This window comes from Paenibacillus humicus NBRC 102415 (genome assembly GCF_004000905.1).
Classification (GTDB): Bacteria; Bacillota; Bacilli; order Paenibacillales; family Paenibacillaceae; genus Paenibacillus_O; species Paenibacillus_O humicus.
Map to the genome: position 1 here is coordinate 60,651 of NZ_BIMD01000012.1, position 12,861 is coordinate 73,511.

Consider the following 12,861-nt stretch of genomic DNA (forward strand, 5'->3'; position numbering starts at 1 on the left):
AAGAGGCGTCAGCCTCCGGCACGGCCGGCCGGCAATGCTGGCTTACCCTGTCCCTGCCTGCTATGATGAAAGGACAAAGAGCATTCCGAAGGAGGATTACGATGGAATTGAAGCAGGATTTGATCCGCAGGCTCATCGCCTATGCGCAGGTGGATACGCAGTCGGACGAGAACAGCGAGACTTGTCCTTCCACGCCCGGCCAGCTTGTGCTCGCCCGGCAGCTCGCCGCCGAGCTGAAGGAAATCGGACTGACGGAGGTGTCGCTGGACGATAACGGTTATGTCATGGCGACCCTTCCAGCTACGGCGGACAAGCCGGCGCCTACGATCGGCTTTCTCGCCCACATGGACACTTCTCCCGACCTTACCGGTACCGATGTGCGTCCGCAAATCGTCGAGGGCTACGACGGCGGAGATATTGTGCTCGATGCGGAGAACGGCATCGTGCTCTCCCCCCGCGAATTCCCCGAGCTGGCCGCCTACAAGGGCCAGACGTTGATTACGACCGACGGCCGCACGCTGCTCGGCGCGGACGACAAAGCCGGCATCGCCGAAATCATGACGGCCATGGCCTATCTGGCCGCTCATCCCGAAATCCCCCGCGGCAAGGTGCGCGTCGGCTTCCTGCCGGACGAGGAAATCGGCCGCGGCCCGCATCGCTTCGACGTCGCGGCGTTTGACGCGCAATTCGCCTATACGATGGACGGCGGTCCGCTGGGCGAGCTGGAGTACGAGAGCTTCAACGCCGCCCAGGCGGTCGTCACGATTCAGGGCAAGAGCGTGCATCCCGGCACCGCCAAGGGCAAAATGGTCAACTCCTCCGCGATCGGCATGGCTTTCCACGGCAGGCTGCCCGCGGGAGAGGTGCCTGAATTCACGGAAGGATACGAAGGCTTCTATCACTTGAGCTCGTTTGAAGGCACCGTCGATAAAACCCGGCTCAAGTACATCATCCGCGATTTCGACCGCCAGAGCTTCGAGAACCGCAAGAGCGCCATGGAGACCATCGCCGACGAGTTCCGTCAAACCTACGGCGAGGACAGCATCAAGCTGGAGCTGACGGATCAGTACTACAACATGCGGGAGAAGATCGAGCCGGTCATGGAAATCGTTGAGCTGGCCCGCCAGGCTCTGCTGGATGCCGGCGTGGAGCCGATCATCAAGCCGATCCGCGGCGGCACCGACGGCTCCCAGCTCAGCTACATGGGTCTGCCGACGCCGAATATCTTTGCCGGCGGCGAGAACTTCCACGGCCGGTATGAGTTCGTATCCGCCGAGAGCATGGAGAAGGCGGCGGAGGTCATCATCCGGATCGTCACGCTCGCCCAGGAGCAGGCTTAGCCCGCTTCCCGGCCTCAAGATCTTCCCCAGCGCCGCCTGCATGCGCCTTCATTCATGCAAAGCCAGCCGGCCTATGAATCAGCCGTTTCAAAACCAGTCGAAGGGAATCCGGTCCAAGGACGGGATTCCCTTCTTTTGCCTCATCAAGCAGGAGCTGTTATTGTAACCATCTCGGATATGCCTTCTAAGCTGCACCTTGCTGCATGCGTATGAAGCGAAGCCTATTGCATTTCCTATCGATTTCAACCCTGTCTTCTTTTATCGCCGCTTTGCTGTTCGGGACGCAGCCTTCAAACGCTCTCAACATTTCCTTGACGATCCGCTGACAATCGCATGGTACTCTCTTCCCATCCGAGAACGGAGGGATGAGCCATGCGGGTCGCCTTGTTCACCGATACCTATGTGCCTCAGAAAAACGGAGCCGCGCGCACGCTCGGGCGTCTGGCCGCTTATCTGGAAAAGAGGGGCATCGAGCCGCTTGTACTGACGCCCCGCTGCTCCGCCGATACGGAACAGAGCTTCGTAAGGAGCTACCCAAGCATCCCCTTCTTTCTGTATCCCGAATGCCGGATCGCCGTGCCCAACCCGATTTCACTCCGAGCCGAGCTCGACCGCTTCCGTCCCGACCTCATCCACTTGGCGACTCCGTTCAACATCGGCCTGAGCGGACTGCTCTATGCCCGCAAAAACGGCATCCCCCATGTGGCCTCTTATCACACGCACTTCGACCGTTACTTGGCCTATTACGGCCTCCAGCATGCCTCCAGACTCTACTGGCGCTACGCCCACTGGTTCCACCGCACCTGCGCCGCGACCTTCGTCCCTTCCCGCGAGACGCTGTTCTCCCTCTACCGGCATCAATTCGGAGGCCTCCGGTTATGGCAGCGGGGGGTGGACTGCGGGGTGTTCCGTCCGGAGCTCCGGTCGCCGGAGGAGGTGCGCTGTCAATTCGGCCTGCCGGAGAAAAAGCTGGCTCTCTATGTCGGAAGGCTCGCGCCGGAAAAGGATCTCGCCACCCTCGCAGCCGTCATGAACGGGCTGTCCGGCGAAACCCGCGAGCAGCTCCATCTGCTCGTCGTCGGCGACGGCCCGCTGCTGCCCGAGCTGCGCCGGCAAATGCCGGACAACGTCACCTTTGCCGGGTATCGGGAAGGGACGGAGCTGGCGCGTCTGTACGCTTCGGCCGACCTGTTCCTCTTCCCCTCCAGCACGGAGACGTTCGGCAACGTCGTCCTGGAAGCCATGGCGAGCGGGCTTCCGGTCATCGGAGCGGAAGCCGGAGGCGTGAAGGAGCTCGTCCGGCACGGGCGCAGCGGCCTGCTCTGCCCGCCCGGCGATCCGGCCTCCTTCATCGACGCGCTTGAGCGGCTGCTCGCCCGTCCCGAGGAGGCCGCTTCCATGGGAGAAGCCGGGAGAAGAGAGGCTTTGGGCCGATCCTGGGACCAGGTGCTGGGAGGAATCGTGGATCAATACGAGGAGATTCTGCTCCTGCAAGCTGAATCCACCCCCGCGTGGAAAGGGAATTCCGTCTCGTGAGAAAAAGTATTCCTTTGCAATACCAGATAATTCCGTTTCATTTCTTCTAAACCATGTCGGCCTTTCTCAACGCATATGCTCGTGAACGCTCCCTTTCTTGAAGGACGTAACGGCTCCGCAAAAAATCCCCTGCAGCCCAAAAGGCCGACAGGGGATTCGTCCTGCGCTAAAGAGCCCGCTCCACGGGAATCAGAATGGTGAACTCCGGTTCCCGGTCGTAGGGATCCTGGCTCATGGGGTACTCCTCGTAATGAGTCAAGCCTTCGGGAGCGGTCTCCTTCATGCCCTGCTCCCCGATCCAGGCATACAGATTCCTGTAAGAGAGGTCTATGCTCTGCCCTTTGCGATGGAAGCAGCAGGCATAATCCAGCTCCGGGACTGCGATGCCCGTCATGCCTTCCGGAAGGATCCCGGAACCCTGCTCTCCCAGCTTCACGGCCGCATAATGGACAAAACCTTCCGCAGCGGGAAACGCGTGATAGGACAAGCCGAGCAGCACATCTGTCTGCACCGCCCCGTGAATCTCGCGCAGCCTCTTCTTGAATTGTTCCTGCAAGATCCGGATGCCTCCCGCGCCGGCCTCTGCGAACGTCCCCTCCCACCGAATTCCGACGGCCCGAAAGGCGGACCGCTTGATCAGCCGGGCCTCGGCGATCTGATTATCCATATTCCATATCCTCCTTTAATTTAACTTTTATGGAATCATCGCACTATACTATACAGACAAATTGTGTCATGGAAAGAGAAGAAAAACGATGACGATAACATCGCGGCTTCTGGAGCTGAAGGCTCTCGCATACGAACGAAGGCGCTTCACGGCGGAGAGATGGCGCTGTCCCCAGAAGGGCGAAATCTTCCCGCCTCTGCGGTCATGATTCCGATCAGAATCGGCTTCCAGTGGCTCAGCCATCACATGGCCCAGGTCGCCAGCCCTCCGTCTGCGACCAGCTGCTTGCTTCCCGCAGCAGCTCCCAGATTATCGGCTCCTTTTCCTTCCACGTATGCGGGACGGTCCTCCTTGAAGAGGGCCATCAGTCGATGCTTCCCGGCTGCGTAACGCCGGCATGCATCCGGATTGGACCTAAGATAGTCCCGGAACAGCAGCGCGGCCTGTTCCGCAAAGCTGCCCGCTTCCCGAACATGGATATGCGTTCGTCTCGCTCCTGGAAGCTCGCGGAAATACCTTTTCGTGAGGTCGGGGTTTCCTTCCCGGAACAGAAAGCCGGCCGCCTCTATTCTTTCCCTGCATGCCTGGAACTGTGCAAACGAAGCGATGGAAATCTGGATGTCAACGACTGGCTTGGCATCCAGGCCTTCGACAGCCGTGGAGCCGATAGGGTCGATGCGCAAGGCTCGAACCGAGCCCTCTCCGCAGCTAGTCCGCCGTCTCCGCAAAGTGCGTTCTCCACTCCGGCGCATGCTCCGAAATTCTCCACTGGTCCTCCATGCGGCAGCCCCCCGATTTCCCAATCCATGGCTATTATAACAGCGACTAGTGCCGCAGACAGAACAGAGTCATCCCCTCCATACAAAACAGCCTGTCGAGATAAAAGAAATCCCCTTCAGGCCATCTGCCTGAAGGGGACATCTGCAATCCCATTCCATGCCGCACATTTAAGCGGCAGCGCCACAAGGGAGCGATGCTCGGCGCTCCTCTTAGAGAGTTCCCTGCACGGCCGGCTGGCCCGCTGCGGAAGCCTGGCCCGCGGCCGCAGTCGCGGCCGCATCCCGGCGCTGGCGCGCCGACTTGCGGAAGAACAGCAGCTCGTAGATGCACGGCACGATAATCAGCGTGAGCACAGTCGCCACGATCAAGCCGCCGATGACGACGATGGCGAGGCTCTGCGACACGATGCTGCCGCTTTCCGAGGAGCCGAACACAAGCGGGAGCATGGCGCAGACGGTGGCGACGGCCGTCATCAGAATCGGCCTCATGCGGGTTCCCGCCGCCTCAAGCAGCGCTTCCCGGATGGTCATGCGCTCTTCGTTCTGCTTGACGCGGTCGATGAGCACGATCGCGTTGGTGACGACGATGCCGATCAGCATGAGCGCCCCGAACATCGCCGTGAAGTCCGGCGTCACCTGCGTGACTATCAGGCCCAGCACCGCGCCGATTGCGGCCAGAGGCAGCGTGAACATGATGGCGAGCGGCGCCCGCAGCGTCTTGAACGTCAGCACCATGATGAGGTACACGATTCCGATGGAGACGAGCGCGATCATGCCGAGATCCGCGAAATCCTGCGACTGGTCGCTGGAGGCTCCGCCGACGAGAACCTTGACTCCGGCCGGAGCCTTCACTTCCTCGGCTGCCTTTTTGATGTCGGCTCCGACGATCGACAGGCGGCTCGGCTCCGCCGATGCGGTTATTCTCACATAAGGCTTGCCGTCCTTAAGATAGGATACGGCCGCCTTCTCTTCCTTCTTCCACTGGGCGACGGCCGAAACTTGCTTCGGTCCCGCGTCCGTGATCACGGTAAGCCCCGGCAGGTCGGAAGCCTTTTCCGGCTTCAGCATCGGCTCCAGAATGACCGGTGTCTGCCTGCCGTCCGCTTCGGTCAGTTGGCCGACCGGAACCGGGTTCAGCATGCCTTGCAGCTGCTGGGCGATCTCCGCCGCCTTGGCCTGCGCCGGATCGACCTCCAGCGTATAGACCTGCTTGCGTTCCTGCTGGTTGCTTTCGACCTTCAGCACGTCCTTGACGGGCTTGATCCGCGCCATCACCTCGTCCGCCGTTTTCGATACGGCCGCGATATCGGAGCCGGCGACGTCAACGAACACCTGCGATCCCCCGCCTCCGGACATCAGGCTCATCGCCGAAGCGGTCAATTCCGCATCCGGGTAGTCGGACTGCTTCGATTTGATCGACTCGATGACGGCTTCGGCATCCGCGCCTTTTTTCATGCCGAGCAGGAAGGTGACCTGCGTCGGGGAGGAGATTTCTCCGAATCTGGCTCCGTCCGAGCTGTTGCCTGCCGACATATAAACCCATTCCTGGCCGTCCAAGCCTCTCAGGAAGGTCTCCATCTTTTTGCCTTCCTCCAGCAGATGCGCCTGGGTCGCGTCGGCCTTGAACGCAAGCGTAATGCTGACGTTGGAAGCGTCCGAGGAATCGATCGCCCCTTTCGGCATGGCCGCATACGCGCCGATCGAGCCGGCAAGAAGAATGACGGCAGCCGTCAGCGGCACCCATTTGCGGCGCAGGTTCCACTCCAGAATCTTCTGGAAGCGGCGCGACGGCGCATGCTCGGCAATTCGCACATTGCGGAACATGCGGGAGCTCATGAGCGGAATGACCGTCAGCGCTACAAGCAGCGACGACAGCAGGGAATAGGTGACCGTCAAGGCGAACGGCAGCAGGAACGACTGCAGCGAACCGCGCAGCAGGCCCATCGGCAGGAACACGGCGACAGTGGTCAGCGTGGATGCCGTGATGGCCGTGCCGACCTCCCGCGTCGCATCGATGACCAGCTTCGGCGAGAACGGCTCCTTCTGCAGCCTTCGGAATATATTTTCGATAACGACGATGCTGTCGTCCACCAGCCGTCCGACGGCAACGGCGACGCCGCCGAGCGTAAGGATGTTGAGCGTGACGCCGGAGGCGTCTAGCAGGTACAGAGTCAACCCGAGCGACAGCGGAATGGATACGATCGTAACCAGCGTCGCCCGGAAGTTGCGCATGAAGACGAGAATGACGATCGTCGCGAACAAAGCGCCCATCAGCACCTCCCGCATCATGCTGTTCACGGAATGAACGACCTGCTCGGAGGTGCTCATGAGCACTCTCAGCTGCACGCCCGGAATCTCCTTGCTGAGCTGCTCCGATTTCTGCTCGACCTGCTTGCCGACATCGACCGCATTCGCTCCCGCGGCCTTGGTGAAGGTGAGCACCATCGCATCCTTGCCGTCGATGCGGCTTATATTCTCTCTGCCGCTCTCCCGCTCGACGGATGCCACATCGCCAAGAGCGACGCCGGCCGCCACCGGCAGCTTCTTCAGCGCCGCCTCGTCATGCAGGACGGAGCTGACGTTCAGGTTGACCGCCGCTCCGTCCAGTATGCCCGAACCGACCGAGGCGGAGGCGGAGCGGCCGTTCATGACCGCATAGAGCGCCTGCAGGGGAACGCCTTTCTCCTGCAGTTTCGCCGCATCCGGCACGATCCGGATTTGCGGCTGCGGCCTGCCCGACACCGTTACCGAGCCGATGCCGTCGATGGATTGGAACGATTCCATGATTTCCTTCTGAGCCTGCTCCTGATGCGCCGCATCCAGGCTGTCGCCGTAGGTGAGCGTCACCCAGCTGATGGGAATCATCGACGTGTTGAGCTGGACGACATACGGCGCGCCGACCCGCTCCGGCAGCGGCACGGCGGCGATCGCCCGGTCGACATCGATCTTCGCCTGCTTCATGTCGGTCGACGAATCGAACGACAGATTGATTTGCGAATAGCTGTCTCCGGAAGAAGCGAACGAAGCGGTCTTCCCTTTGATGCCCGCCGTCGCCTCCTCCATCGGTTTGGTCACCAGCGTCTCCATGGAAGCCGCGTCATAACCGGGACCGATCGCGGTAATGGTCACTTGCGGATTGTCCGCCTCCGGCAAAAACTCCATCGGCAGCTTCGAGTAGCTGAATACGCCGAGTCCCAATACCAAAATCACACACAAAATAACAGCAGCCTTGTTGCGGAAAGCCCCTTCGATCAACGACCTCATCCCTTGAATCCTCTCCTCATCCGAATTTCCCTGTCTCTTTATGAAAGCCAGTTTCTAGCATACCCGCCGGAAGAGAGGGCGGGAAACGGCTTGGGAACGGTCTTGAGTCCGGGCTGAAGGAGGGCGGGGCATCGGTCTGGAGGCGGAGGCCGGCAACGGGGACAGCAACCCGAAGGGCTTTTCAGCGTCTTCATATAGAAGTTCTCAGCCGATAGATGAGGCGGCGGCAAGCTTGACGGCGGCTGCCAAGGAACGACGGCTGAACGGTATACAAACGGGGAGAGATGATTCTGAGGATCGAGCAGGTATGGGAGACGGATTAGAACAAGGAGATGACGGCAGCCATTCAAGGGCTGCTTTTGCAGAGCTTCCCGGATATCTATCCGAAGGACCGGATTTTTTTCAAGCAGCTGCCCCATTTTCGGTTTTTGGCTTATGACTCGGAAAACAGGCTGATTGGACATGCCGCGGCAGACTACCGAATGATGAATGCCGGCGGAAAGCTCGTTCGCGTCCTGGGCGTCATCGACCTGTGCGTCGAAGCTTCCTCGCGCTTGCGGGGAGTCGGGTCAGCCCTGCTGGCCGCAATGGATCGTTTTTGCGAAGGAAGAGCGATCGACTTCATTCTTCTGTTCGCGGATGACAGGACCCTGTATTTGAAAAACGGCTACCATTCTGTTCAAGCCAAATGCAAATGGATGAAAGTCAATCACGAGACATTGAGCACCGCCGGCATCGGATCGGAGGACATGGACGCCCTGATGGTCAAGCAGGTCGGACCCGACCGCTGGAATGAAGGCGAACTCGATTTTCTTGGTTATCTCTATTGAAGAGGTTTAGTGCATGAGCTTAGGAGAATCCTCCTCCGCCTGTCGCATGCGGCTGCGCAGTGGACCGGACTGCTGGCCGCTGACTGAATGGAGCCGGAATCAGGTTCGACATCGATGGAATGATGCCATCCATACCCAAAAAAGGAGATCTGCCTCCTCTCGGGAACAAGTCTCCTATTTCATTTCCCCTATTTTTCATGCTCTACAATTCGTAAGCAGACCATACGATCACCTCTGGACAGCTGCCTTGCCTCTACTTCCAAATCTCATCCGCGATCTCCTTGATCAGCGCCAGCTTGCTCCATTGCTGCTCCTCGGTCAGGATATTGCCCTCTTCCGTGGAGGCGAAGCCGCACTGCGGGCTCAGGCAGATCCGGTTGATGTCGACGTATTGCCCGGCTTCCCGGATGCGCTCGAGAATGGCTTCCTTATCCTCGAGCTCGCCGTTTTTGGAAGAGAACAGCCCCAGCACGATCTGTCCTTCTCCAATATGGCGCAACGGCTCGAAGCCGCCCGCGCGGTCCGTGTCGAACTCCAGGTAATAACCGTCCAGCGAGCCGATGGCAGCCAGCTGCTCGGCTACCGGCTCGTACCCTCCGGCGCCCGCCCAGGTGGAGGCGTAATTGCCGCGGCATACATGCGTCGTCACGGCCAGATCCCCCGGCAGATCGGCGATTGCGGCGCCGTTCACCTGCGCGTAGAGCTTGGCCAGATCATCCGGATCGGCGCCTGCGGCCTTGAGCCCGTCGCGGAACTTCGGATCGCACAGCATGCCCCAGGTGCAGTCGTCGAGCTGGATGCTGCGGCAGCCGGCGTCGTAGAAGGCCAGGATCGCGTCGCGGTAAGCCCGGGATACGTCCGCAGCCAAGTCATGGATAGAGGCATAGACGGCATCCGTGCCGGCTTTGTTCTCCGGACGGAGCAGCTCCGCCAGCAGCTGTGCCGGCGCCGGGATCGTCTGGCGCGCGACGGCATCCGTGCCCGCTGCGGCCAGCAGGAACCGGAAGTCCTCGATGAACGGATGGCTGCCGAAGGAGATCCGGCCGGTCAGCCTGGCCGTCTCGGCGCGCGTTTCCACGCCTTCGAACAGATAGCCCTGCGGCACGGCCGCTTTTTCCACCCCGTCCAAATGCCACATGAAGTCGAGATGCCACCAGGACCGGCGGAACTCCCCGTCGGTTACGGCCTTCAATCCGACCTGCTTCTGCTTGGCGACCAGGGCCAGGATCTCCCGGTCCTCGATCGTGCGCAGCTCCTCGGCGCCGAGCTCTCCGGCTTCATGGCGGCGGCGCGCTTCCTTCAATGCCTCGGGGCGGAGGAAGCTTCCCACCATGTCGAAGCGGTAGGGAGTCGTATGGCGGGCATGGGGATGGGTGGAAATCGTTTGGCACATGGAAATCATCTCTCCTTCGGACCTGCGTCTCTTGGTTGGTAAAGGAAAGATACCATGCCGGAGCCGTTATCAAGTAACTCCCATATTCTATAGCCAGTTATGCCTCTCAGCTATATCAACCGCCTATGACCTCATGCAAGGCCTCTACGTAAGCGGCTCCCAGCTTGGAAAGGGTGATATGCCGGTGGCTGATCCAGCCGACCTCGATCGTCTCCTCGCATTCGAGAGGCACGGGAATGATCTCGTTGCCGTTGAGATCGGCGCTCAGCACGCCCGTCGAAATCGTATAGCCGTTCAGGCCGATCAGCAGATTGAACAGCGTGGCCCTGTCGTTGACCCGGATGCTCTTTGGATGCGAGAGCGTGCTGAGAATCTCCTCCGAGAAGTGGAACGAGTTGTACTCCCCTTGGTCGAAGGAGAGGTACGGATAGTGCTGAAGATCCTCGATCGTGACGCTGGCCTGCTTGGCAAGCGGATTGCGGATGCTGATGAACACATGGGGCTGCGCCGTGAACAAGGTCCGGAATTCCAGATTGGCCGATGACAGCAGCTTCTGGATGACCTGGGCATTGAATTCATTGCGGTACAGGATGCCGATCTCGCTGCGCTGGGTGCGCACGTCCTCGATGATTTCATGCGTCTTCGTCTCTCGAAGAGCGAGCTCGTATTCCTCCTGCCCGTACTCCTGCACGAGCTGCACGAAAGCATTCACCGCAAAGGCATAGTGCTGGGTCGAGACGGAAAAATGCTGCGGCGACGGCTTGCCGCTGAGGTAGCGGCTCTCCAGAAGCTCCGCCTGCTCGATGACCTGCCGGGCATAGGCGAGGAATTCGGCTCCCTGGGCGGACAAGATGATTCCCTTGTTGGTGCGCCGGAAGATCGTAATCTGCAATTCGTTCTCCAGCTCCTGGATCGCCTTGGACAGGCTCGGCTGCGAGATGAACAGCCGCTTGGCCGCCTCGTTCATCGATCCGCGGACCGCAACTTCAATGACATATTTGAGCTGCTGTAGCGTCATGGATTTCCCCCTTCTCCTCTTCACACTTATGGAAATAAAAAGTATTACCAGGCATGTCTTGATTCCGGCTATCTTCAGCCCCTATTTCGGCTATCCTCAACCATGCGGCCAATCCTCGGCCTTGGCGGGCTTCACCCATGCGTCCTTATAACTGACCTTTCCCCAGGCGTTCAAGGCATTCACGCCCAGCCGCCGGTCCAGGCTGGCGGTGTGCTTGGAGTGGAAGAGGAACAGCAGGAACCGCTCCGAGCTCAGCCTCCGCTCCCAGCTTCTCAGCTGCGCGATCCGCCGCTCCGCGCTGATCTCGGACATGCAGGCATCCATCGCCTTTTCGTTCTCGGCCCGCAGGGAAGGACTCAGCAGGTTCGGAATGAAGCTTCTCGTCATCCGGTACATTTCAATCAAGGTCAGATCCGGCTGCTCGCCGAGCACCTCTCCCGCCACGACCAGATCGGCTTCGGCCAGGACAGCGGGATCCGACAGCTGCTCGATCGGGATGGATACGATCTCCAGCACGATGCCGATTTCTCCGCAGCGGTCCCGAATCCAGGCCGCATTCCGTTCATTGTCCGGCATGGCATACGTGAACAGCCGCAGCGTCTCCCCGCGGTAAGAGGAGCGGCGAAGCAGTCCCTCCGCTTTGCCGCTCCTGGCCGCCGGGTCGGAATCCATGGCATGTTGATTGGAGTCCCCCGTCGCGGAGCCTTCCGGAAAGAAGCTTCCGGAAGGCATTCCACGCACTCCCCCCAGCTCCTCGACCATAGCTTGCCGGTCCAGAGCGGCATCGACAGCCTCGCGGAAGATGGGGTCCTGCATCGGTCCGGCCTTGTTGAGGTTGAACGCCGCATACGTGCTGCCCGCTTCGAGGCGGCTGAGCGCCTTCTCCCCCTCGCTGCCGATGCCCGTCTCCAAATAGAGCAATTGGGATCCGGCCAGCTTCTCCGCATGCTCGAGAATGCCATCATAATCCGTCCATACCCACATCTCGATCCGGTCCAGATGGGGCCTCCCGAGAAAATAGCGGTCATGCGCCTCCAAGGCGAGCATCGACTCGTCATTGCCCGTCACGCGGAACGCCCCGGTTCCGACCGGCAGGCGGGCGAACGTCTCCTCGTTCAAATCCGAGGGCACGACTGAATACCGCTCCAGGCAGAGGGCATGCATGAGCAGGGCGGCGGGCCGGCCGAAGCGAAGCTCCAGGCTGTAGTCGTCCAGAACACGGATCTCCTGCAGATCCCGCAGGACGAAGTCCTCCCCGTTCAGCCGCAGAATGCGCCGGAACGTAAATGCCGCATCCTCGGCGGTCAACAGCTTGCCGTGATGGAACCTCACTCCCTTGCGCAGGTAAAGCCGCCAGCGCCTTGCCTGTCCGTCCCGTTCCCAGGCGTGGGCCAAAGCAGGCCTCAGCCCGCCTCTATCCGGATCGTACGCGCATAGCGTATCGAAGATTTGAGCGACCCAGTGCGCCTCGGTGCGCCGCATGACCATAGCCGGATCAAGAGCCGGTACCGGCCGATAAAAAGGGAAGCGCAGCACATCCCGGCCTGCATCCGGACGATGCACGCCGAATTGCCCGCTCAGCCATTCCCCGAAGGCAAAGTTCAGAGCGTCATCGCCCAACGGCTCCAGCAGCCTGCGGGCTTCGGCCAGCTTGCCCGCTGAAGCCAGGCGGCGGGCCTTGTCCAGCATCGGCTCCCGAAGGGAAGCCCGGAAGGTGAGGCGGGAGCGGTTGCCCCGTCCTCTGCCCGGCTCCCACGTCAGCAGCCCTCTCTCCTGCATAGACGCCAGCTGCAGCTGGGCATTGCGCCTCGTGCAGGCCAGCGCCTCGCACACCTGATCCATCGGCAGCTCGAAGGCCGTACCCTCCGGAACGGAAGCATGCCGTTCTCTCAGTTTGTAATAGTACCATTCCGCTTCCATTCCACAGGCTCCCTCCACAGGGCGGACTTTCGCCCGAAAAGGCGAACGGCGCCGCGATATCTTTCGCTTTTTGGCTTCGCATAGGCCGATTATACTGATGCTGCAAGCCTGCCC

Annotated in this window: 9 protein-coding genes; 3 read left to right on the forward strand and 6 right to left on the reverse strand. The window is 60.5% G+C overall.

What is annotated here, in order from left to right; translation table 11 throughout:
- Positions 1-107: 107 nt before the first annotated feature.
- Together pepT and PHU01S_RS10175 are read left to right on the forward strand one after the other, a co-directional pair.
- The gene (pepT, locus tag PHU01S_RS10170; protein ID WP_049869763.1) at positions 108-1,340 is read left to right on the forward strand and encodes a peptidase T; all 1,233 of its coding nucleotides are present in this window, start codon (positions 108-110) and stop codon (positions 1,338-1,340) included.
- Between the two features lie 372 nt (positions 1,341-1,712).
- Positions 1,713-2,876 (forward strand): glycosyltransferase family 4 protein, encoded by a 1,164-nt coding sequence (locus tag PHU01S_RS10175; RefSeq protein ID WP_049868489.1) that lies wholly within the window; start codon positions 1,713-1,715, stop codon positions 2,874-2,876.
- Between the two features lie 166 nt (positions 2,877-3,042).
- Here the strand turns inward: PHU01S_RS10175 and PHU01S_RS10180 are convergent, their stop codons facing one another.
- From PHU01S_RS10180 to PHU01S_RS10190, 3 genes are all read right to left on the reverse strand, one after another.
- The gene (locus PHU01S_RS10180; protein WP_049868490.1) at positions 3,043-3,543 is read right to left on the reverse strand and encodes a GyrI-like domain-containing protein; all 501 of its coding nucleotides are present in this window, start codon (positions 3,541-3,543) and stop codon (positions 3,043-3,045) included.
- 242 nt (positions 3,544-3,785) lie between these two features.
- Positions 3,786-4,226 (reverse strand): GrpB family protein, encoded by a 441-nt coding sequence (locus PHU01S_RS10185; RefSeq protein WP_232313075.1) that lies wholly within the window; start codon positions 4,224-4,226, stop codon positions 3,786-3,788.
- Positions 4,227-4,532: 306 nt separating this feature from the next.
- Complete coding sequence (locus tag PHU01S_RS10190; protein ID WP_049868491.1) at positions 4,533-7,586, reverse strand: efflux RND transporter permease subunit; 3,054 nt, start codon at positions 7,584-7,586, stop codon at positions 4,533-4,535.
- Positions 7,587-7,918: 332 nt separating this feature from the next.
- Here PHU01S_RS10190 and PHU01S_RS10195 point away from each other — a divergent pair, with 332 nt between their 5' ends.
- On the forward strand, positions 7,919-8,416 hold the full coding sequence (locus PHU01S_RS10195; protein WP_246029201.1) for a GNAT family N-acetyltransferase: 498 nt from the start codon (positions 7,919-7,921) through the stop codon (positions 8,414-8,416).
- Positions 8,417-8,669: 253 nt separating this feature from the next.
- Here PHU01S_RS10195 and PHU01S_RS10200 read toward each other — a convergent pair whose 3' ends face one another.
- From PHU01S_RS10200 to PHU01S_RS10210, 3 genes are all read right to left on the reverse strand, one after another.
- A complete protein-coding gene (locus PHU01S_RS10200; protein WP_049868492.1) occupies positions 8,670-9,809 on the reverse strand; it encodes a 5-methyltetrahydropteroyltriglutamate--homocysteine S-methyltransferase in 1,140 nt (379 codons plus the stop codon).
- 115 nt (positions 9,810-9,924) lie between these two features.
- The gene (locus tag PHU01S_RS10205) at positions 9,925-10,827 is read right to left on the reverse strand and encodes a LysR family transcriptional regulator (protein WP_049868493.1); all 903 of its coding nucleotides are present in this window, start codon (positions 10,825-10,827) and stop codon (positions 9,925-9,927) included.
- 96 nt (positions 10,828-10,923) lie between these two features.
- Positions 10,924-12,747 (reverse strand): ABC transporter substrate-binding protein, encoded by a 1,824-nt coding sequence (locus tag PHU01S_RS10210; protein WP_164763041.1) that lies wholly within the window; start codon positions 12,745-12,747, stop codon positions 10,924-10,926.
- Positions 12,748-12,861: the final 114 nt, after the last annotated feature.